The sequence below is a fragment of the Actinomadura violacea genome (assembly GCF_017573465.1).
In the GTDB taxonomy this organism is placed as follows: domain Bacteria; phylum Actinomycetota; class Actinomycetes; order Streptosporangiales; family Streptosporangiaceae; genus Spirillospora; species Spirillospora violacea.
The window spans coordinates 68,556-90,242 of the sequence record NZ_JAGEPF010000040.1 but is presented as its reverse complement, the minus strand read 5'-3'; the positions used below and the strand labels follow the sequence as shown (position 1 = coordinate 90,242).

General features: G+C 70.3%; 23 protein-coding genes. 21 read left to right on the top strand and 2 right to left on the bottom strand.

Features of this window, described 5'->3' with window-relative positions:
• The first annotated feature begins 179 nt into the window (after positions 1 to 179).
• The 11 genes from J4709_RS46380 (at position 180) to J4709_RS46330 (ending at position 9,283) form a co-directional block, all read left to right on the top strand.
• The gene (locus tag J4709_RS46380; protein ID WP_208251884.1) at positions 180 to 1,616 is read left to right on the top strand and encodes an MFS transporter; all 1,437 of its coding nucleotides are present in this window, start codon (positions 180 to 182) and stop codon (positions 1,614 to 1,616) included.
• Positions 1,617 to 1,745: 129 nt separating this feature from the next.
• The gene (locus tag J4709_RS46375; RefSeq protein WP_208251883.1) at positions 1,746 to 1,976 is read left to right on the top strand and encodes a hypothetical protein; all 231 of its coding nucleotides are present in this window, start codon (positions 1,746 to 1,748) and stop codon (positions 1,974 to 1,976) included.
• A gap of 56 nt (positions 1,977 to 2,032) precedes the next feature.
• The gene (locus J4709_RS46370) at positions 2,033 to 2,623 is read left to right on the top strand and encodes a TetR/AcrR family transcriptional regulator (protein ID WP_208251882.1); all 591 of its coding nucleotides are present in this window, start codon (positions 2,033 to 2,035) and stop codon (positions 2,621 to 2,623) included.
• A gap of 81 nt (positions 2,624 to 2,704) precedes the next feature.
• The gene (locus J4709_RS46365; protein WP_208251881.1) at positions 2,705 to 3,310 is read left to right on the top strand and encodes a dihydrofolate reductase family protein; all 606 of its coding nucleotides are present in this window, start codon (positions 2,705 to 2,707) and stop codon (positions 3,308 to 3,310) included.
• Positions 3,311 to 3,549: 239 nt separating this feature from the next.
• Positions 3,550 to 3,978, top strand: coding sequence for a PPOX class F420-dependent oxidoreductase (locus J4709_RS46360; protein WP_232385086.1), 429 nt, complete (start codon positions 3,550 to 3,552; stop codon positions 3,976 to 3,978).
• Positions 3,979 to 4,179: 201 nt separating this feature from the next.
• Entirely contained in the window at positions 4,180 to 5,073 is an 894-nt protein-coding gene (locus J4709_RS46355) for an alpha/beta hydrolase (protein ID WP_208251880.1), read from the top strand.
• A gap of 86 nt (positions 5,074 to 5,159) precedes the next feature.
• Entirely contained in the window at positions 5,160 to 5,636 is a 477-nt protein-coding gene (locus J4709_RS46350) for a nuclear transport factor 2 family protein (protein ID WP_208251879.1), read from the top strand.
• Positions 5,637 to 5,677: 41 nt separating this feature from the next.
• Positions 5,678 to 7,093: an MFS transporter gene (locus J4709_RS46345; RefSeq protein WP_208251878.1), complete on the top strand. Its 1,416-nt coding sequence runs from the start codon at positions 5,678 to 5,680 to the stop codon at positions 7,091 to 7,093.
• 303 nt (positions 7,094 to 7,396) lie between these two features.
• Positions 7,397 to 8,137, top strand: a complete 741-nt coding sequence (locus tag J4709_RS46340) for a DUF6585 family protein (RefSeq protein ID WP_208251877.1) — start codon at positions 7,397 to 7,399, stop codon at positions 8,135 to 8,137.
• 89 nt (positions 8,138 to 8,226) lie between these two features.
• Positions 8,227 to 8,730 (top strand): hypothetical protein, encoded by a 504-nt coding sequence (locus J4709_RS46335; RefSeq protein ID WP_208251876.1) that lies wholly within the window; start codon positions 8,227 to 8,229, stop codon positions 8,728 to 8,730.
• A gap of 259 nt (positions 8,731 to 8,989) precedes the next feature.
• A complete protein-coding gene (locus tag J4709_RS46330; protein ID WP_208251875.1) occupies positions 8,990 to 9,283 on the top strand; it encodes a hypothetical protein in 294 nt (97 codons plus the stop codon).
• A gap of 18 nt (positions 9,284 to 9,301) precedes the next feature.
• Here J4709_RS46330 and J4709_RS46325 read toward each other — a convergent pair whose 3' ends face one another.
• Both J4709_RS46325 and J4709_RS46320 read right to left on the bottom strand, forming a co-directional pair.
• On the bottom strand, positions 9,302 to 9,511 hold the full coding sequence (locus J4709_RS46325; RefSeq protein ID WP_208251874.1) for a hypothetical protein: 210 nt from the start codon (positions 9,509 to 9,511) through the stop codon (positions 9,302 to 9,304).
• Positions 9,508 to 10,071: a hypothetical protein gene (locus tag J4709_RS46320; protein ID WP_208251873.1), complete on the bottom strand. Its 564-nt coding sequence runs from the start codon at positions 10,069 to 10,071 to the stop codon at positions 9,508 to 9,510. Before J4709_RS46320 ends, J4709_RS46325 begins: the two co-directional genes overlap by 4 nt.
• Positions 10,072 to 10,871: 800 nt before the next feature.
• Between J4709_RS46320 and J4709_RS46315 the strand changes: the two genes are divergently transcribed.
• The 10 genes from J4709_RS46315 (at position 10,872) to J4709_RS46270 (ending at position 21,633) form a co-directional block, all read left to right on the top strand.
• Entirely contained in the window at positions 10,872 to 12,776 is a 1,905-nt protein-coding gene (locus J4709_RS46315; RefSeq protein WP_208251872.1) for a ParB/RepB/Spo0J family partition protein, read from the top strand.
• Between the two features lie 136 nt (positions 12,777 to 12,912).
• Positions 12,913 to 13,398: a hypothetical protein gene (locus tag J4709_RS46310; RefSeq protein WP_208251871.1), complete on the top strand. Its 486-nt coding sequence runs from the start codon at positions 12,913 to 12,915 to the stop codon at positions 13,396 to 13,398.
• Complete coding sequence (locus tag J4709_RS46305) at positions 13,395 to 14,393, top strand: YqaJ viral recombinase family nuclease (RefSeq protein WP_208251870.1); 999 nt, start codon at positions 13,395 to 13,397, stop codon at positions 14,391 to 14,393. Before J4709_RS46310 ends, J4709_RS46305 begins: the two co-directional genes overlap by 4 nt.
• Complete coding sequence (locus J4709_RS46300) at positions 14,383 to 15,324, top strand: recombinase RecT (protein WP_208251869.1); 942 nt, start codon at positions 14,383 to 14,385, stop codon at positions 15,322 to 15,324. Before J4709_RS46305 ends, J4709_RS46300 begins: the two co-directional genes overlap by 11 nt.
• Before the next feature lie 95 nt (positions 15,325 to 15,419).
• Positions 15,420 to 16,529, top strand: a complete 1,110-nt coding sequence (locus tag J4709_RS46295) for a DUF4192 domain-containing protein (protein ID WP_208251868.1) — start codon at positions 15,420 to 15,422, stop codon at positions 16,527 to 16,529.
• Between the two features lie 162 nt (positions 16,530 to 16,691).
• Positions 16,692 to 17,078, top strand: a complete 387-nt coding sequence (locus tag J4709_RS46290) for a hypothetical protein (RefSeq protein WP_208251867.1) — start codon at positions 16,692 to 16,694, stop codon at positions 17,076 to 17,078.
• Between the two features lie 124 nt (positions 17,079 to 17,202).
• A complete protein-coding gene (locus tag J4709_RS46285; RefSeq protein ID WP_208251866.1) occupies positions 17,203 to 18,837 on the top strand; it encodes an ATP-binding protein in 1,635 nt (544 codons plus the stop codon).
• Positions 18,838 to 18,908: 71 nt separating this feature from the next.
• Positions 18,909 to 20,048, top strand: a complete 1,140-nt coding sequence (locus J4709_RS46280; protein WP_208251865.1) for a DUF932 domain-containing protein — start codon at positions 18,909 to 18,911, stop codon at positions 20,046 to 20,048.
• Positions 20,049 to 20,197: 149 nt separating this feature from the next.
• A complete protein-coding gene (locus tag J4709_RS46275; RefSeq protein ID WP_208251864.1) occupies positions 20,198 to 21,052 on the top strand; it encodes a phosphoadenosine phosphosulfate reductase in 855 nt (284 codons plus the stop codon).
• Positions 21,049 to 21,633, top strand: coding sequence for a hypothetical protein (locus J4709_RS46270; protein WP_208251863.1), 585 nt, complete (start codon positions 21,049 to 21,051; stop codon positions 21,631 to 21,633). Before J4709_RS46275 ends, J4709_RS46270 begins: the two co-directional genes overlap by 4 nt.
• The last annotated feature ends 54 nt before the right edge of the window (positions 21,634 to 21,687 follow it).

Genomic DNA, 21,687 nt, shown 5'->3' with positions numbered 1-21,687 from the left:
CGCCGACCAGGTCCGTGACGGCCTGGTGCACCGCCGCCCGGACGCGGGCGCTGCGTCCGCCGGGCCGCCGGGCCGGCTCTCGTTCCTCCATGCCCTCACCTTAGCGCAGCTCCCAGTTGCGTTAACGCGTTCCATCGTCTATGTTTCTAACGCAGTCACGGACTGCATTAGGAGGAACGATGGCGTCTGTATCGCCAGTGGCCGGAAAGAACCGGGCGGCGTTGCTCGCGGTGACCTGCCTGGGGCAGTTCATGGTGCTGCTCGACAACACGATCGTCGGGGCGGCGCTGCCCGACATGCAGGAGCGACTGCACACCCAGCTGACCGGGCTGCAATGGATCGTCGACGCCTATGTGCTGCTGGTCGCCATGCTGCTGCTGTCCGGCGGCGTCTTCGCCGACCGCTTCGGCCGCAAGAGGATCTTCCTGACCGGCGTCGTGGTGTTCACCGCCGCGTCCGCCCTGTGCTCGGCCGCGCCCACGATCGGCTGGCTGATCGCCGGGCGGGTGCTGCAGGGCATCGGCGCCGCGGCACTGAGCCCCGCCTCGCTGACCCTGCTCGCCGCCGCGTACCCGGTTCCACACGAGCGGGTCAGGGCGATCGGGCTGTGGGCCGGACTCAGCGGGATCGGCCTGGCCGCCGGGCCCTTGGCCGGCGGCGTCCTCGTGGAGGCCTTCGGCTGGCCCGCCATCTTCCTCGTCAACGTGCCCGTCGGCGCGCTCCTGCTGGTCGCCGGCCTGCGCACGCTGGACGAGTCCCGCAACCCCAGCGCGCCGGCGATCGACGTCCCGGGAACGGTCCTGTCCGTCCTGGGCGTGGGGGCGCTCACCTACGGGCTGATCGAGGGCGGCTCCCGCGGCTGGACCTCGCCGGTGATCCTGAGCAGCTTCGCCGCCGCGGCCGCGATCCTCGCCGCCTTCGTGGTCGTCGAAGGGCGGGTTCCGGCACCGATGCTGCCCTTGCGGCTCTTCCGGCAACGGCTGTTCACGGTCTCCAACACGGCGATGGTCGTGGTCGGGTTCGCGCTCATGGGCTCCTCGTTCTTCTTCTCCCAGTTCTTCGTCTACGTCCAGGGCAGCTCGATCCTGCGAGCCGGGGTGCAGACCCTGCCCGGCACGCTCGCCATGGTCATCGTCAGCCCGTTCGCGGGCCGGCTGGCCGCCCGGTACGGCTTCCGGATCATGGTCACCGCCGGCCTGATGCTGGCCGGGCTGGGCCTGCTGGCCCTGGGCTTCGTGCACGCCGACACCGGCTACGCGAACGTGTGGTGGCGGCTGGCCGTCGTCGGCATCGGTTTCGCCCTGACCATGTCCCCGCTGACCGGCGCCGCCATCCAGGCGGCCGCCCCGCAGGAGGGCGGCCTGGCGTCGGGCGTCATCAGCACCACCCGGCAGATCGGCGCGGTCCTCGGCGTCGCGGTGCTCGGAGCCGTCGTCCGCACCCGACAGTCCGGTGGCGCCTCCTTCGAGGAGGGGCTCAACAGCGCCTTCGTCGTGGCCGGCGCCGTCACCTTGGCCACAGCCGTGCTCACGGGCCTGTGGCTGATCCGGAGCACCGAGCGCGCACGGCCGGCGAGCCCGGCCCCGCGCGTTCATGAGAACACCACGACTCCCTGACGCAGATCTGATGTTCCCCGCCCACTTCCCCGAAGAAGGATGATGCGCGATGTCCGCTCCCGCCGACCCGACCCTGGTGTATCCGATGCCGGGTCCTGGCGGCACTCAAGGGGCCGAAGGTCGTCTGGTGTGGCTCGTCGGACGGCGAACCTGGATGCCGAAGCGTATGACTACGTGGGAGCAAGCGCCGTCGCGCGCCGCATCCGTGACCGCTTCGCCGAACCGCGTCAGGCCGCGTTCGAGGTCATCGAGTTCGAAGAACTGGACCACATCGCTGGCCCGGCCGAGGCACACGTGGTCACCCCGCAACTGACAGCCGTCGGCCTCCCCGGATCCGCGCGGCACCCGTACTCCAGTTGACGTACTTCAAATGACGTGGTTTACTTTGAGTACTTCAAGCGGGGAAGAGGTGTGGGATGCGTCAGAATCCGGCCCGTCGGGCCGCGCTGCTCGACGGCGCCATCGAGGTTCTCGCCCGCGAGGGGGCGCGGGGCCTGACGCAGCGCGCCCTCGACAAGGAGGTGGGGGTGCCCATCGGCACCACGTCCAACTACTTCCGCAACCGCGACGAGCTGCTCGTCCAGGCCGGCGTCCGCGTCTACGAGCGGCTCAGGCCCGCCGAGGGCGCGCTCACCGAGATGTTCGACCAGGCGCGGGACGCCGTGTCGTACGGCACGATGCTGCGGGAGAGTGTCGGCAGGGTCGCCGCCTTTCGATCGGGGCACCTGGCGATGCTGGAGCTTCGGCTGGAGGCCACCAGAAGGCCGGAGCTGCGCGCGCTGCTCACCGAGCAGGTCCGCGCCGACATCAATGAGAACGTCACCCTGCATGAGACCGCGGGCCTGCCCGGCGGCGCGACCGCCGTCCTGCTGATGTATCTGGCCATGAACTGGCTGGTCGTTGAGCAGCTCACACTTCCGGATGTCTTCACAGACGCCGAGCGCGACGAACTGGTCACTCAGGCAGTGGAGCGCATCGTCGCTCCGTTCCCCGCAGCCACGAAGTGACACCGGGGTTGGGTCCGGCCCGACCGGCGCACCCCACCATCCACGCCGACCGATCAACAAAGGACTGACTTGCGCAAGCTCGTGTACTTCGTCGCCTCCACCCTCGACGGTTTCATCGCCGGCCCGGACGGCTCCGACCCCAGCGGCCCCGGCGGCTTCTGGTCCCCGTCCGAGGACTACATCCAGCACCTCATCGGGGAGTACCCCGAGACCCTGCCGGGGCCGGCCCGGGCCGCGCTCGGTATCACCGCCGAAGGCACCCATTTCGACACCGTCGTCGAAGGCCGCAAAAGCTATGAGGTCGGCCTCGCTGCCGACGTGACCAACGCCTACGCCCACCTCAAGCACCTGGTCTTCTCCCGGACACTGACCGAAAGCCCGGACCCCGGTGTCGAACTCGTCGCCGGTGACCCGGTGGCGACGGTACGGGAACTGAAGCGCGATGGCGGCAAAGACATCTGGCTCGTCGGCGGCGGGGAACTGGCCGGCGCACTGTACGGCGAGATCGACCGCGTGATCATCAAACTCAGCCCGCTCACCATCGGCTCCGGCATCCCCCTCTTCGGACGGAGCACGGTCTTCGTGCCCAACGCCTGGGAGCTCATCGACCACACCGTCCTCAAGACCGGAGCTGCCTTCCTCACCTACGACCGGGCCTCCGGCACTCCGCAGTCCTCCAGCAGGTAGACGCCAGGAAAGCATCCAGCAGGCGCCTGTACTGCGGCGACTCTCGGCGCAGCACGGGCATCTCGCCGCGCGTGCCGCAAAGCCCCCGACAGCGCCCGCCTTGTCCCGGCGCCCCGACCGCATCCGGATGCAGAGAACCCGCCTGCACACGCCCGTCCTCGATGCGTTCGAAGGCGTCCTCACCACCCCGGCCTCCCACCGCAGCCGAACACATCGAAGGCTGAGGGGGCTCTGCAGACATGACATCCCCCGACGGGATTCGACTGAAGGACGTGTGCATCATCTTCACCCGAGCAGAGTTCGACTACCTGGCCACGCAGGACATCGGGCGGCTGGCCACCGTCTCACCCGAGGGGCAGCTGCAGAACAACCCGACCAACTTCTTCGTCGACGCCGCCACTGGCACGATCGTCATCGGCGGCGGCGCACTGGGCGCGACGAAGAAGTTCCGCAACATCCAGCAAGGCAGCACAGTCGCCTTCGTCGTGGACGACCTGGCGACGGTCGACCCATGGGCGCCCCGGGGCATCGAGATCCGAGGCACCGCGGTGGCACTGACCGACCACGAGCCGCCCCTGCCCGCCCTGTCACGGGAGATCATCAGGATCACTCCCACCAGGATCGTCTCCTGGGGGCTGGACGGACCGCGCGCGAGCCGCGCGGTGTGACCGGGGTCGAAGGACCTGCGGGCGGCCGTCGACGCCGCGAACGCTGACCGACCACACCCAAGCGGCGCCCGCCGATCCGTCAGCGCAGAGGGGCCGTGGATGAGCAACGCCCGACATCGCGCGCTCACCGACTCCATCGGCTTTCTCACGGCGGCCGATCGGCGACATGCCATCTTCTGCCCATTCCCAAGGAGCCCTGCTTTGCCACTACGTGAACATGTGCGTTTCGCCGACGACGCGGCCAAGCTCGCCGGTCATCTCTTTCTGCCCGACCCCGCCGGCAGGATCGGCCCGGTGCCGGGTGTCGTGGTCGCCGGTACCTGGACCAGCGTCAAGGAGCAGATGGCCGACCGGTACGCCGAGGAACTGGCCCGGCGTGGCTTCGCGGCGCTGTCGTTCGACTTCACCGGCTACGGCGAGTCCGGCGGCCGGCCACGCGACTACGAGTCACCGGAGCTGAAGGTCCAGGACCTCCGCGCGGCGGCGGACTTTCTGACCAGGCATCCGGCGGTGAGCGACATGCACCTGGGCGCGTTGGGGGTGTGCGCGGGCGCGATGTACGTGAGCGCCTTCGCGGCCGAGGATCCTCGAGTGCGGTCGCTCGCCCTGGTGGCGCCGTGGCTGCATGACCGCCGTCTCTGCGAGGAGAACTACGGCGGTCCGGAGGGCATCGAGGCGAAGAAGGCCGCGGCGGCCGAGGCCCGACGCAGGTACGAGGATTCCGGACAGGTCGCCTACGTGCCGGTGGTCAGCGGCAGTGACCCCGACGCGGCCATGCCCTTCGACATCGACTTCTACCTCAACCCCAAACGCGGCGGGATCGCGCAGTGGCCCAACCGGTTCGCCGTCATGGCCTGGCCCGGGTGGCTGGACTTCGACGCCGTCGCGATCGCGCCGCAGGTGACCGTGCCCGTGCTGCTGGTGCACAGCGAGGACGCGGCCATCCCCGACGGTGCCCGCCGCTTCCACCACGGCCTCGCGGGGCCCAAACGATTCCTGTGGACCGAGGGTGCCCAGTTCGACTTCTACGACCAGTCACCGCAGGTCGACTTCGCCGCGGACGCGGCGGCCGAGCACTTCGCCCGCACCCTGTGACCACTCCGCAGACCCTGACCTTCGCTGGTTCTGCCCCCAGGCCCTGACCACCCGCTCATCGCCCCCAGACAGGAGACCACTTCGCCATGTCCGAATCCTTTGAGGCCGCCACGCCATCGCCGGCCGAGACCAGGATCGAGATCGTTGAGACCTGCACCCGGATGGCCGTGCACGCCGACCGCCGTGAATGGGCGCTCCTGCGCGGCCTGTTCGCTGAACAGGTGCTGCTCGACTACACCAGCCTGAACGGCGGCGACCCGGTCCAGCTCACTCCCCAGGAGATCGTCGACGCCTGGTCGGCGACGCTCGGCGGCTTCGACGCCACTCAGCACCTGATCGCCAACCACCTGGTCCAGGTCGACGGGGACCATGCCGTCTGTACCGCCTCCTTCCAGGCCACCCACCGCCTCGCCACCCCTCACGGGGCTCCGCTGTGGACGCTCGGCGGTGACTACCGCTGGGAGCTGACCCGCACCGGCGGCCGATGGCTGATCACCACGGTGGTGATGACGGCGACCTGGGGCGACGGCAACAAGGACCTGCCGGTACAGGCAGCAGGCTGACCCCGGCCGCACACCTTCACCGACGTTTCAGGAGCGCCCCGATGACATCCCTGCCCAAACCCTCCGCCGAGGCCCGAAGCGCAGCCGCGGCGCCCGAGGCGACCGGGGGCGGATCCCCCGTCGTGCTCGGTGCCGCGCTGCTGGGCTTCTTCCTCATCTCGCTGGACGCGCTGATCGTCACGGTCGCACTGCCCGACATCGGCCGCAGCCTCGGCGGCGGCATGTCCGGCCTGCAATGGGTGGTGGACGGGTACACGCTGATGTTCGCCGCCCTGATGCTGTCGGCGGGCGCCCTGTCCGACCGCATCGGGGCCAAGCGGGCCTACGGCGGCGGGCTGGTGCTGTTCGCGCTGGCCTCGGCCGCGTGCGGGCTGGCACCCGGGCTCGGCGTGCTGGTGGCCGCGCGGCTGGTGCAGGGGGCCGCGGCGGCGGTGATGATGCCGGCGTCGCTGGCCCTGGTCCGGCAGGGCTTCCCCGACCAGGCCAGGCGGGCGCGGGCGATCGCCATCTGGACCGTGGGCGGCGCGGTCGCGGTGGCGGCCGGGCCGGTGCTCGGCGGGGCGCTCACCGCCTCGGTGGGATGGCGATGGATCTTCTACGTCAACCTCCCCGCAGGCCTGCTGGCCCTGGCCCTGCTCGCCCGCGTGCCGGCCTCTGCGCGGCTGCCCGCGCGCCTTGACGCGGCCGGGCAGGTGACGGCGGTGCTCGCGATGGGCGCGCTGACCTACGGCGTGATCGAAGGCGGCGACCAGGGCTTCGCCCGGCCGCTCGTGGTGGTGTCGCTGCTGTCGGCCGCGGCCGCGGCAGTCGCCTTCCTCGCCGTGCAGGCCCGCAGCGCGCACCCCATGCTCCCGCTGCCGCTGTTCCGCTCGCGGGTGGTGGCGGTGTCCCTGGCGGTCGGCTTCATGCTCAATGCCGCCTACTACGGCGGGGTGTTCATCTTCAGCCTGTACCTGCAGCAGGAGCGCGGGCAGTCCGCGCTGCACGCGGGTCTGATGTTCATCCCGATGACGGCACTGGTCGCAGTGGTGAACCTGGCCTCGGCCAAACTCGCCGGACGGTTCGGCCCGCGGGTCCCGATGGTGGCGGGACAACTGGTCGGGACGGCCGGGCTGATGGCGCTCCTCACCGTCGACCCGCACACCGGCGTGTGGACGGTGGCGGCGCTGATGGTGCCCGTCGGCCTCGGGGGGGCACTGACGGTGCCCGCACTGACCGCGATGCTGCTCGACACGGTACCCGCGGACCGGGCGGGCACCGCGGGCGCCGTACTCAACACCGGCCGCCAGGTCGGCGGAGCGATCGCGGTCGCGGTCTTCGGGGCGCTACTGGCCGGCGCGGACACGTTCCTGACCGGCATGCGCTGGAGCATGCTGATCGCTGCCGCCGGACTCCTCCTGACAGCGGGCGCGACACTGACACTGCCCCGCGCCGGACACCAGAACGCAGCAGCGTAACCCCGCAGCAAGACGGGATGCCGGGCACGGTGCGCCGTCGTCCGCGGGAGGCGAGCTGGGTCGCCTCAGGGCAGGGTCCCGCACCGACTCAACTTCCTACCAGCCGGGCGTTCCTGTGGTCCGGCGCCGGCCCGGGCCGTGGTTCTGCTTAAGTGCAGCACCGTCTCGCACGTGCCGCACTTGCGGGGCCGCCCGTCATTCGGACACAGTTGTCTGTTAGAGGTTCTTGTGGGGCGGCTCCGCGTCCGTCCGTTCGGCGGTCCGCGATTCGTCCCCTTGGACAGAGCACGAGTACGGGGGCACATGGAGTTGGGGCTGCTGCCGGCCGACAGTACGTGGGCGGATCTGACCGGCGAAGCCAGAAGGCTGGCTGAGCAGTACGGTCTCGGCGAGTACGTCCATCCCTTCCCGACGCGCGTCGGGATCTCTGCCGGCAAGGTCGACCGTGTCTATCAGTTCCGTGCGGGTTTGGTCCGGCAGGGCTTCGACAACGCGCTGCAGGTCTTCCGCTGGAGCGACATCACCACGTGGCACGAGTCCGTGGTGCACCACTACCGGAACGGGAAGGCGAACTACACCCACACCCATTTCGAATACAAGCTGGCCCGCGAATACGGCGTGGGCACCACCCTTGCGGGCGACTACCGCGACGGCGGGCTCCGCGCCCCGCCGAGCGCCGGACACGGCCTGCCCCAGGGCTACGCCTACAATGCGGTCGGCCGCGCCGTCTGCGACTACCTCGGCAAGTCCAGGCTGCCGGCCGCGTTGGAGGATCTGCAGCGCGGGTCCGTGCTGAGCTTCGGTAAGTACTCGGTGTCCCTGGACGGCCTGTGGTTCAAACACCACCAGGTGCCCTGGCAGATGCTGGAGAGCGCCGAAGTCCAAGACGGCTGGTTCAGCGTCGTTGAGGCCGGTCGCCGCCGTCCCAGATGCCGGCGACCGGTCGCCGGCATCCCGCGATACACCCTGCTGCGTGGTGTCATCGACACCCTGCTCGACAGGGAACGCAAACGCAACACACCGAGGATCGGCTGGATACCGTGACCCATCACCCCACACCACCTCCATCGCCGCCCCCGGGCCCGTTCGTTCCTGTGTCACCCGCCCCACGCGGGCCCAAGAACAAGCCGGCGTTGATCGCGCTGGGTGTCGTTGTCGCGCTGCTGGCAACCGCCGTCACCGGCTGGGGCGGATTCCTGCTGTACGAGGCGGCGTTCTCCGGCACCTTGCAGCCCCGCACCGCAGTGGCTCATCAGGAAGCCAGCAAGCCGACTGCGCCCACGGTCGCTTTCCTGCTGTGCTCAGCAGGGAACGCCGGGATCCTCCCAGGGACGTCCCAGCCCTCGCCCTGCCGATCTCAGATCGCGACGCAGACAGAGAAGGACCAACTCCGCCAAGAACTCCAACAAAGCACCTTGATCGCTTCGGTCACCTATCTGTCCCAGCCGCAGTTGCTGACGCACTACGGCGGCCACATGCCCGACCACCTGCCGCCTTCCGACGCCTTCGTCGTCTCGCCTGCCGAAGGCACCACACCGGATGACATCTGCTCGCGTTTCAGCGGCAGAGCAGGCGTGATGACGCTCCTCAACCTCCAGTCGACGACCACCAAGCACTGCAGAGACCTTCGTCCCTGAACGGGAGGGGCATGGTTGAACAACGGCGGCCGACAACCGCACGGATCCCGGGCAGTTTCCAGCGGCCCCAACCAGCGGACTGCCGGCCTCCGCCGTGCTGGCGCTGATGTCGGTGATCGCCCGCCGAGCAGACTTAGAGAAGGCCCGCCAACCAACTCTGGGAGCCGCCAACTATCGCTGGGCGTCACACTCGGCTTGGTCTGACGATGCGGCGCCCCAGACAGTGCCCACGTCGAACGCATGTGCGATTATTTGTTCGGTGGACGAGTTCCCTGCGGTCGTCAAGCACGCTGGCCTGCCACGTCGGCCAACAGAGGTGCGCCGGGCCGATACCGGGATGACCTGGCGCGTGGTCGAGGTGCGCGCTGCGGAGAAGGACGTTGAGCATCACGGCCGAGCCGCAGAGACGGTGTATCGGTTGCTCGTGTTCGGAGCCATGCCCTACCGCCCCGAACGCGATGGCCAGTTCGAGATGATCACGGTCAACTACTTGAACCGCCCGTACTGGTGGGTCCGGCCTATCCTCAGCCGAGGCCCTTCGGCACGTAGCTGATCGTCTTGCGGAATCAGGTCAGGCGGCGTGGCCGCGGGCCCGGTAGCGCGCTTCCAGCTCTGCGCCAAGGGCTGCGTCTGCGGTCGGATCATCAGGGACGTTCAGGTCGACGGCGATCGCCTTGAGGTCGCCGTAGCGGGGGTCGTCCGGGGTGATCCGCTCGGCGCCGTGCCCAGCGGCGTGAGGCATCAGCAAGTCGACGCCGTTGCGGTCGATGACCGGGATCACTTGGGGCCCACCTCCAGACCGAGCTGGTACCTATAGTACGCCCACACCATCTCCATGGCCTCGCTGTTCCCTCCGAGCAGGCGGGTCAGGCGGCGCAGCTCCCCGACAGCTAGATGTGCGTAGGCCTCTGCCCAAAGCTCAGCTGGATCTCGGTAGCGGGGATGCAGGACCAGCGGGCTGCATCGCCACATGATCGTCTGCCAATCCGGCCGGGCGGACATCTCGTCCATCGCGTCGAACACGTGTCCCAGCTCATGGTCGACGAGGCTGACGCTCAAGTGGTCGCCGGTGCCCACCACCATGGTGCGGCCGACGACCGCGGCCGGCTCGTGATCCCACAGAATCGACGAGCCTTCCTGCACGAGCTGCCCCCGCAAGAACCACAGGCTGTCCAGATCCGGCACCGCTCCTTCGCCCAGCCAGAGGCCGTCCAGCCAGGTCGCCAGGCGTGAGGCGAGGTGCACAGGCAGACCCGCGATCCGGTCGATCGCGTGGATCAGGCTCGTCGGCGGCAGCCCTTGATCAGGGTCCCACTGGCGGCGGAGGACGGTCTCTACCACGCCGCAGTTTCTGCGTCCGTCACTCGGAACGGGATGCGCGTCGGGGGCGTGAGGCGGAGTCCACTGAGGAGGGGATGGCATTAGAGCTCATCTTCCCAGACCATGGCCGCGCTCTCAGCCACCAGCGGTCTTCGCCACCAGCGCATCGGGAAGTTCCTCGTCGCGGTCAACAGTGCTGGCCTGCCGGGCCGTGGAGACGATGCCAGCTGCTGTCGCTCAGAGGCCCTTTCTGCAGGTCCGAGCACGAAACGATGCCAGTCGGATCTGCTCGTTCCTTCCGGAACCATCCGGCGGCAATCTCGCTTCCCAAGAACGGCCGACTCTTCGGGCAGCGCACGAGCTCATGCACTGAGCATCCATCAATCTGGGCGAGCGCCTCCTGCTCCCTGTCCGGCGGAGCAGCCAACCTCGCCGTCCGGCGGGCCGTCAACCCGGCTCGCGTCAACTGCCTTCAGGTTCCTACGACCTGACGCGCCCGGCCCCCGGAAGCTTTTCCGTCTCACCGCCCGGTTCTTATCCAGGCTCCCGGACTCGGTCTCCCTCCTCGTCCAGCACCGGCTGATGACCACGCCGAGCACCATCCGGAAAACCTTCCGGGGGCCGGGACGCCGGGCTGACGGCCCGCCGGACGGCGAGGTAAAGCGGGCTGGCCGCCGGACAGGGAGCAGGGGGCGTCGCCCCCGCACAGAGTTTCTGGAGGCGCTCAGAGCATGAGCACGAGCAGTACTTCGTTGTCGGAGAACGAGGCCACGGCGGCCGGTTCTTCGGAGGACTTCGCCCCGAGTGAGGGGAGGCCGTCGGTGACCTTCCAGGTCATCGCGGTGGACAAGCTCACTCCGCACCCCAAGCACGTCCGCCCCAACGGCGAGCCGTCCCAGCGGCTCCTGGCCTCGGTCGCGGCCCGCGGTGTTGAGGAGGCGCTGGACGTCGTCCCGAACCCGCAGGAGGACGGATCCTTCTGGATCGTCGAGGGACGTCGGCGCTGGTTGGCGGCCTGCAAGACCGGGCGTCCCGAGGTGCGGTGCGTGGTGCACTGGGACCTGGACGAGGCCAGCCAGCACCTGCTGCAGTACCTGGCGAACGACTCGGAGACGCGGCTCAACCACACCGAGCGTCAGCAGACGCTGGCGCTGACGTTCGCGATCGGTGCCGGCGCCACCCGCAAGGAGGCCCGCAGCCAGCTCGGCCTGAAGGCCAAGGAGGTCCAGCAGCACATCCACGCCGGCAGGCTCAGTGACGCCGGCTACCAGCGGGCGACCCAGGCATTCGAGGGTTACCAGCCGTCGATCCTCGAACAGGCGATCCTCGCCGAGTTCGAGGACGATGAGGAGGCGACCGAGCGGCTGCTGCGCGGGCGGCGGTACCGGGAGCCGATGGAGGCGGTCGCCGAGAACATCCGGAAGGAGCGCGCCGACGAGGCCGAGCACGAGCGGCTGCTCGCCGCGTTCTCCACAGCCGGCGTCCCCGTCACCGACGATCTGCCCGACGGTGCCGTGGAGCTGGACAGGCTCCGCGTCGACGACGAGCGCGACGACGGCGAGCACAGCGAGTCCAGCGGTGAGAGCGACGAGGCGGAGGACTTCCTCGACAGCGAGCTGCACAGCAAGTGCCCGGGACGCGGCGTGCACTTCCCCTACGACCTGACCGAGCCGGTGGAGTACTGCACCGACCCGGTGCAGTACGGGCACGGGTTCGCCGATGCCCGAGTCGGGCAGCGGATGCGGATGCGAGCCGAGCTCGTCGAGGCGGGCGAGACCGTGACCGAGAACCTCCCGCCCGGCGGGTGGCGGGTCGACCAGCTGCGGGACAAGGACGGTCAGGAGCTGACCCCGGAGAACCACCGCCAGTGCCCGGGCGCCCGGGTGTTCGTGACCGCGTACGGGCCGCCCGGGGCGGTGTACTACTGCACCTCGCCCGAGCAGTACGGGCACCGCAGCCGTACCGGCCGCGCCGCCAGGACCGAGGGCGCCGAGACCACGTACGTACCCCCTCGCGATCTGGTGGTGAGGGCGAACCGTGAGTGGCTAACCGCGGCCAAGGCGCGGCGGGTGTTCCTGGCCCAGCTGCTGCGGCGCCGTACCGCCCCGACGGGGACGATGGCGTTCCTGGCCGATCAGCTGCTGGTCATGCCGGGCCCGGTGCGGGCGGGCCTGGGGAACTGGCGCAGCGAGTCGCTGTTCCGCGAGTTCACCGGCAAGTCGCTGACCGAGGCGAAGGAGGAGGCGCAGCGGGCGACGACCGGTCGGCTGCACACGCTGATACTGGCCGAGTACGTGGCCGCGATGGAGTACGAGATCGCCGACATCGGCGACCGGCGCAACACCTGGCGAACCGACAGGGCCAACCCGTACTGCACCCGCGACGAGGCGTCGGCGTACCTGAAGTTCCTGAAGGACAAGGCCGGGCACAAGCCGGTGGCGATCGAGAAGGCCGTCATCCTCAAGGTCCGCTACACCGGCACCGACCCCGACCAGGAGGCGGTCGAGGGGGGTACCGCGCTCGCGGCTGCCGAGGATGGTAGCGCGCTGCGAGCCGTCGAGGCAGGAACCGGCCAGGATGCGGCGGCGGACGGCGCCGCCGAGTCCGTCGCTGCGGCGGCCAACGAGCACGTCGGCCAGCCGGGCGGCGGCGAGGGGGATGGCGACTCGCGTCCCCACGAGACCCCGGACGAGACCCCGGGCGACGTGGCCGCCGAAGCCGCCTGACGCAAGCGAGTCGAACATTCCGTAGCCGAGCCGGGTCGCCGGGCAATGATGCCCGGCGACCCGGCTCACGCGTCCCCGGCAAGTTGAAAGAAGGAGTTGGATAGTGGCCCCCAATACGTCGCGGGCCGACCGGACCATGATCGTCGAGCTGGCCGGCAAGTACCTTCTGGTGTTCTTCAAGGCCCGAGGGCAGCGTGAAGTTGCCTGGTGGTCCGGGCATGGTCGAGCCTCCGGCCTGGCCGAGGCGCTCGAGGTGGCGTCCGGTATCGACGCCGACGCGTGGGAGGACGTTGCGCAGGCGTACTCCCCGGACATCGAGGACACCGTGAACTCGGCCGGCAGCTGGATCGTCGCGCGGCTGGAGGAGCGGGTCGGCCACAGCATCGGCCACCTCGGCGAGGCCGCTGCCAGAGCCTTGGCCCGCGAGTTCGCCGCCGAGATGCCGGTGGGGCACCTCGCGCCGGTGTTGACCGCCACTGAGGTCGTGGTGGTGGCCGAGTTCTTGCAGGCCTACGGAAAGCCGGAGGCCGCCGAGAGGTGGCTGCGGATCCTCCAGGAATCCGACGACGCAACGAGTACAGAGGCCCGGGCCGACCCGGTGGAAGGGGCGGCCGAGCGATGACCGCCCATGAGCTGGACGCGCGCCCGGGTGAACTGGTCACCCCGACCGGTGTGCTGGTGCTGCCCAGCGATGTGCCGCGGCCGCGGTGGCTGGCGGCACGGCGCAGCGGGATCGGCGGGTCCGATGCCCTGGCCGTCGCGGGGTTGGATCCCTGGACGACCCGGCTGGAGGTGTACCTGACCAAGACCGGGTCGAAGGTGGAGCGTCCGCAGACCGACGACATGGTCTGGGGGCAGATCGTCGAGCCGGCGATCGCCGAGTACTTCACGCACCAAACCGGTATCGAAGCCGTCCGGTGCGGCCTGATGCGGCACACCGACCGGGACTGGCAGCTGGCGTCGGTGGACCGGCTCACCGGCGACGGTGGCCTGCTGGAGATCAAGAACACCAACCATTGGCGGCGCGGGGAGTGGGAGGACGGGCAGATCGCCGACGGCGCCGAGGCTCAGACCCAGCACTACCTGGACGTCACCGGTCTTTCGCACGCGTGGGTCGCGGCGCAGGTCGGAGGCGCTCCGCCGCTGATCCGGCGGGTGGAGCGCGATGAGGCGCTGATCGCCGACCTGCGGGCGATGGAGGAGGAGTTTTGGGAGCTGGTGCGGGCCCGCACTCCCCCGCCGCTGGAGGGCGGCAAGGCCGCTGAGGACCTGGTCTGCCGGATGTTCCCGCGCGCGAAGACAGGCCTCAAGGTCGAGGTCGGTGAGCAGGGCCTGCGGCTGCTACGCGACTACAACGACGCGCACCTGGACGAGGTCGCCGCCAAGGCCCGCAAGCAGCGCGCCAAGACCGACTTCACCCACCTGATGGGAGAGGCCCAGATCGCGACCTACCGCGGCCAGGAGGTCGCCACCTGGGACAACGCCTCCAAGACCAGCTACAAGCAGAAGGTGCTGGAGGAGCGGTACCCCGACGCCGCGGCCGCGGCTCGCCAGACCAACCACCACCGCAAGTTCCTCAACAAGCTGCCCAAGGAGTTGATCACTGATGGGGCGTGACCTCGGTGAGCGTGTCTCGGCCCGCCGCGCCGAGCAGACTTCCACCGGCCGCTCCCCCGACCGGAGCGGGGACGGTGGGGTCGGCGCGGAGAAGACGAAGCCGAAGACGCTGGAAGACCAGATCAAGGCCATGCACGAGCAGTTCCAGCTGGCGATGCCGCGCGGTAACGAGGCGCGTCAACTCGTCCGCGACGCGCTGACGTGCCTGCGCCTGGAGCCCAAGCTGGCCTCCTGCGACGCCTTGAGCGTGCTGGGGTCGCTGATGACCTGCGCGCAACTGGGCTTGCGGCCAGCGGTGCTCGGGCACGCCTGGCCGCTGCCGTTCTGGGACCGGTACGCCAACGACGGCCAGGGCGGCTTCCGTGCCCAGCTGATCATCGGCTACCAGGGGTATCTGGATCTGGCCTACCGGTCCGGGCTGGTGGCCGGTGCCAGCGCCCGCACCCGCTACTCCAAGGACGAATGGAGGCTGGAGTACAACCAGGACGGTGACCGGCTGCGCCACATCCCCTACGACGCCGGTCCGCGCGGTGAGCCGGTGTCGTACTACGCCCGACTGCTGATCAAGGGCGGCGGGTACGTGCTGACCGACCCGATGAGCCACGCCGACATGCAGGACTACCGGGACAAGTACGCGCCCCGCTCCAGCCGCAGCGGCGAGGTCACCGGTGTGTGGCGGACCGACTTCGAGTCCATGGCGCACAAGACGATGCTGCGGCGCGCGTTCAAGCTCGGGCCCAAGTCGACCGAGCTGGCGACGGCGCTGGCCGCCGACGACGGTGTGCGCGACGACATCGACCCCCACACCAACGCCGCCGCGGTCACCAACCACCCCATGCTCCCCGCCGCCCTCGCCAACGTGGTCCAGGGCACGGCGGGCTTCGATCCGCCGCCGAGCACGGTGGCGCCCCAGGCGCACGACGCGCAGTAACCCCCCGGGGCGGGCGCCGCCCGCCACCCTGCCGATGGCCCGGCCTTCAGGCCGGGCCATCGGCATACCCGAGCTCAACGTTTCTGGAGGTCGCCATGTCGCACACCGAATCTGCCTTCGGCGAGAGCCCCGGCCCGTCGATGGTCACCACCCTGGCCGAGATCGTGACCCTGGTCCCGTTCATGCTCGGGTTCACCCCGACCGACAGCCTGGTCGTGGTGGGGATCGGGGACCCGCCCGGACCGGCGATGCGCGTCGGTCTGGCACCGGCCGACCAGCCCATCGAGGTCAAGGACGCCGTGGCGGCCGCGGCGGGCGAACGGGTCGCCTCGGTCATGACCCATAACCAGGCCACGGCGGTGATCGTGGTCGGTTACGGCGACAGTGAGCCGGTCACCGCGTTCGGCACGATCGTGGAGACCGTGCTGCGCGAGGCGGGCGTGCAGGTCCTCCAGGGTGTCCGCGTCCAAGACGACCGATTCTGGTCCTTCACCTGCCCCGACTCGCAGTGCTGCCCGCCGGAGGGGACACCGCTGAACTCGCAGACCAGCGTCGTGGCGGCCGAGGCGGTACTGCGCGGCTTCAGCGTCGCCGACAGCCGCGACACCGTCCCGGCCCGGCTCGCGCCGGTGACCGGGCAGGAAGCCGACCGTGTGAAAGCCGCGATCAAAGAGGCCAGCGACCACCTCACCGATCGGACGCAGAACCTCAACCCGGCCGCCCGGCGGCTGTACCTGATCGATCAGGGCGAGGAGCTGATCGATTCGCTCTACGAGCGGATCCGGGGCAGAGCCGCGTTCGAGACGGTCGACCACCTGGAGATCGCGCGGCTGCTGATCCTCCTGCAGGAGCCCTACAACCGGGACCTGGCGATGATCGGCATCGGCTCCGACCACGCCGCCGAGTTCCTGGAGTTCTGGGGCCAGGTGCTCACGCGGGCGATCCCGGGCCTGGTGTCGGGACCGGCGTGCCTGACCGTGCAAGCCGCGCTCTGCGCCGGCGAGGGCGTCATCGCCAAAGCAGCGGTTGAGCGCGGCACCGAGGACGCTCCCGACGACCCGATGCTGATCCTGTTGCGCCAGATGGTGGACGTGGGCGCGAACCCCGAAGAGGGACCGGCCGTCACCCCCGAGGAGTTCAGCGAGGGCTACCGGACGGAGATCAAGCAGCTGCGGCGCGACGCCCGGCACGACGCCGCATCCTGACCGGGCCGCGCGCACCGAGCAGAACGCCTCCCCATCGCTGGTCTGCTCCCCACTCGCCTGCCGATGGCGGCGGAACTCATCCGTGCTGAACGCCACCTCGACCTCCGGCCCGGTACCGCCCGCTGTCGGCGGTACCGGGCCCGCCTTCGTTTGGAGCCCCTGATGCCCGTTTTCACCCGCCCGATTCCACCGCCCCGCCCGGTCCCGTCACGACAGTCCGTCCCGAACGACCAGTCGCCGCACGAGGCAGTGATCCGCGCCGTCGACCAGCGCCTCGACGCCCTGCCCGCCACCCCCCGAAAAATCACCCGCGCGCTGCGGGGCCTGGGATTCCGCGGCCGCCGCGACAACGCCGACGACTGCGTGCTGTGCCGCTACCTGATCGCTCACCTGCCGCCCGGCTACCTGATGCGGGTCGACGAGCAGCGGGTGCGGCTGTGGTGGCTGGACGTGTGGAGCGACCCGCTGTACGAGCGCGTCCTCGCCCCGCCGGTGACCGAGTTCGTCATCGGGTTCGACGCCGGCCGCTATCCGGCTCTCGAGGAGTGACCACCCCTGCCCGCGACCCACCAACCGGTACCCCGCCCTCCCCAGGACCTGGCCCGTTCCGGCCGAACGCAGCGCGCGCCGCCCGTGCACTGCTCACGTCGGCCGACCGATGAGAGGAACACCGTTGAGCATCGCCAAGACCCTGTCCGCCGTGGTGATCGGCCTGGAGGGAATGGTGGTCGAGGTCGAGGCCGTCATGAACGTCGGCCCCCCGGCCCTGCACGTGATCGGACTGCACGACCAGGCGGCCGAGAGCGCCAGCCGCCGGGTCCGCGACGCCGCCCTCAACAGCGAGATCCGCTGGCCCTCCCAGAACCTCATCGTCTCGCTGTACCCGGTCAGCCTGCCCAAGCCCGGCAACACCATGGAGCTGGCGATCGCGGTCAGCGTGCTCGCGGCCGCCGGCTCAATCCCGACGCAGGGGCTGGACAGCACCCTGTTCTTGGCTGAGCTCGGCCAGGACGGCGCGGTACGCCCGGCCCGCGGTGTGCTGCCCGCGGTGCGTGCCGCCGCCGAGCTCGGCGTGTCGACGGTGGTCGTCGCGCCGGAGAACGCGGCCGAGGCCGCCGCGATCGATGGGGTGCGGGTGCTGGCGCCGCGGACGCTGACCGAGCTGTTCTACCGGGCGCGGCTCTTTCGGTGGCTGACCGAACCCGACAAGGATCTCCCGGACGTCCCGCCTGCGCCCGCCGAGGGCTGGAAGCTGCCGTGGCAGTTTCTGGGGACGCGCCGCTCGGCGCCGCCGGTGGAACTCGCGCAGGCGCCGCTCCCGGCGGTGGCCCGCCGCGCGGTCGAGGTCGCGGCGGCCGGTGGCCACGACCTGCTGCTGCTCGGCCGCCCCGAACCCGGCGCGGGTTACGCGCCCGGCCGGACACTGGTCGCCGAGGCGCTCGCGGCGCTGCTGCCTCCCATGGACCGCGACGAGCAGCTCGCGGCCGCGACGATGTCCTCGCTCGCCGGGCTGCTGGACGCCGGCGACCCGCTGCCCTCCACGCCGGTGTTCAGGACCGTGCACCACACCGTCTCGGTGACGGGGCCGGCCGGCCGCATGACGTCCTCGGGTTCGCTGGCGCCCGGGGCGATGCTGCTGGCCCAGCACGGGGTGCTGGAGATCGGCGATGCTCCCGAGCTGGAGCGCCGGGTGGTGGACAAGCTGCACCGCACCCTCACCAGCGGGTGGATCCGCATGTCCCGGCGTTCGACCGCGACGGTGGTCCAGCCGCGGTTCCAGCTGGTGCTCGGCGCCTCGATGTGCCCGTGCGAGAACATCCGCGCCGGCGAGTGCTCCTGCCCGCCGGCGGCGCGGCGCCGCTACCTGGACAGGATCGCTCCGCTGGTGGATGACCTGCCGGTGAAAGTGCTGCTGGACGCCGAGCCGGTCGAGATCGGCGGGGACAGCACCGCAGCGGTCGCCACGCATGTCTGGGACGCCCGCGACCGGGCCCGGGCCCGGCTGGCCGACACCCCGTGGACCACCAACGCGCAGGTACCCGCCTCGGTGATACTCAGCCGGTTCCTGCCCGACGACCAGGCCCTGGAGCTGCTGAGCCGCCGCCTCGCCGGGACGTCGGTGCCGATCCTCAAACAGGTCCTTCAGCTGGCGTGGACGCTGACGGACCTGGCCGGCCTGCCGCTCCCCGGACCCGATCAGGTCCACCAGGCCCTCGCCCTGCACCACACGCCCGCCGTGCTCACCGGCGAATCCACCGCCCCTGAACAGCAGTCCCCGGAGCCCGGGACGACCGAGCCCGAGCGATGACCGGCCCGAGACCGCCCCGAGACCGCCCCGATTCCGCCGTCCGACCCGCACCTGATCTGGAAGGAACCACTATGGCCGAGCTGCTCACCACGACCCGTAACGCCACCCTGCAGGACATGGCCGCGCTGCTGGAGCGCCAGCAGACCCGCAAGGTCGACATGGTCGTCGGCCCCCGCACCGTCCACGTCGAGCACGGCCGGCTCATCGTCCACGGCGTGGAGCCGATGCTGACCCGCTCGGGGGTCACCTCCGCCGACGGCGTCTACCGGCCCACCGGCGTCGCCGACGAGGGCCTGTCGGAGAAGTTCGGCGTCCCGCGGCAGTACCTGGCGCGGATGCGCGAGCACGCGCTCGACCTGTACGACGCCAACCTCAACGGGTGGCTGCACCGCGCCCCCGCCGACAAGCGGTACCTGCTGCGGGCGCTGCGCGGCGACAACGGCGATGAGGGGATCGCCCGCGCCTGGCTCTCGGACGGCTACAAGCGGGTCGACAACCTCGACGCGCTGATGGCCACCCTGGACGGCGTCCGCCGCGCCGGCGTTCAGGTCGACATCGACGGCTGCGACCTGACCGACCGCCGCATGTACGTGCGGATCGTGTGCGAGCAGGTCCGGGCGCTGGCGCCGCGGCTGCTGCACGGCTACCGGTCCCCCTTCACCGGCGAGGCCGGTGCCGACAACCCGGTGGTGTTCGCCGGGTTCGTCATCACCAACTCCGAGGTCGGCCACGGAGCTTTCACCATCACCCCGCGGCTGGTGGTCCAGGTCTGCCGCAACGGCATGACCATGAACCGCGACGCGATGCGCAGCGTGCACGTGGGCGGCCGCCTGGAGGAGGGCGTCGTCACCTGGAGCGCCGAGACCCAGCAGCGCAACCTGGACCTGATCACCGCCAAGACCGCCGACGCCGTCGCCCACTTCCTGAAGCGCGAGTACGTGGAGGCCAAGCTCCACGAGATCGAGCGGGACGCCGGCGCACCGATCCGCGACCCGCAAAAGACCATCCACGTCCTGGGCGACCAGCTGGCCTTCTCCGAGTCCCAGCGCACCGAGATCCTCAACCACTTCATCCGCGGCGGCGACACCACCGCCGGCGGGGTGATGCACGCCGTCACCAGCGTCGCCCACACCCTCACCGACGCCGACGCCGCCCACGACATGGAGACCAAGGCCATGCGTGCCCTGACGCTGGCCGCCGCCCAGCGCTGACCCCCGCCACCTGACCGGCGCCAGCACGGCGCCATCCGAGCGGGCCGCCGCCCGCCCCGATCCGGTTCGCGCCGGATGCCCCGGGGTGGGCGGCGGCCCGTCGCCATTCCCCGCCCTTGGCCGGCAGGACCAGCCGAGAGGAGCCCCCCATGGCCACCACCCACGCGCCGCCGAGCCCGGACGTCCGGCTCTGGCCGCCGGGCGTACCGCCCAAGACCTTCTCCTTCGGCGGCGGCTGGCAGACCGTCGCCGCGCTCGCCCTGGCCGCCGCCGGCGACCTGGACTACGACACCTTCGTGTTCGCCAACGTCGGCGACGACTCAGAGAACCCCGGCACCCTGCGCTACCTGCACCGGTACGCGGCCCCGTTCGCGGCCCGGCATGGGCTGCGGCTGATCCAGGTCGAGCGGAAGCTGCGCAACGGCAGCGTCGAGACCCTCTACGGCCGACTAATGAAGGAGGGGTCGCGGTCCATCCCGATTCCGGTCCGGATGTCCAACGGCGCGCCGGGCACTCGGTCGTGCACCGCCGATTTCAAGATCAAAGTGATCGGGCGGTGGCTCAAGCAGCAGGGCGCCAGCGCAGACACACCGGCGACGGTGGCGATCGGGATCACCGTCGACGAGATCGAGCGCGCCAACAACCGGCGCTGCGAGCCCTACGAGAACATCGTCTACCCGCTGCTGGACATGGGGATCCGCCGCGCCGACTGCCCCCGCATCATCGCCAAGGCCGGACTGCCTCTTCCACCACCGTCATCGTGTTTCTTCTGCCCGCACCACCGGATGGAGCAGTGGCGGAACATGCGCCGCGAGGAGCCCCAGCTGTTCGCGCGGGCCTGCGACCTGGAGAACACCATCAACCGGCGGCGCCACGAACTGGACCGTGACCCGGTCTGGCTGACTCGCTTCAACGCTCCCCTGGCCGACGTGGTCCCCACCGACGCGCCGCTTCCGCTGGACGACGAGGACGGCGCCTGCGACGGAGGGTGGTGTTTCACTTGACCAGCCCGTCCGGCGCCGAGCGGCGACTGACCCTGGCGGATCTCCATGGGTGGGTGTACCGGCCATGCGGCTGCGTCGTCTGTTACCAGAACACTCTCACCTATTTCGGCGTCCACGAGCGCTGCCCGTGGGCGCAGGAAAGACAGGACCAGGCCACCGAACGCGCCTTCATCGAACTCGACCCTGACCGGCCGCGGCGCACTCCGGCCGAATGGCTCGCCGAGACCATCGCCTCCGCCGACCGCAGCTACACATCGATGGCTCACTACGGGCCCGACCCGGACGCCGACCCCGAGGGCGCCCGGCGCTGGGACGCCGAAGTGCGCCGGCAGATACCGCGCTACGGCCGTACCCCCAGCGGACGTCCCATCTACAGCACCACCGACCCTGACTACGGCCGCCTGCTGTGCGTCTGCGGATTCGTGTGGGCCGACGACCATTCGCCGGGCGACGGAACAGGCTGCCCCGAACACCTGCGCCGCCCCCGCGACCCGAACTCCCCAGCCGAACAGATCTACCGCCGCCAGTACGCCGAGTGGCTCGCGCAGTGGCGCCGCAGCCGCATCCACCTGGCGTCCTGACACCACTGCAGGAAGGAGCTCCGCCGCAAGTCCTGTCACCGAAACCCTCATCCC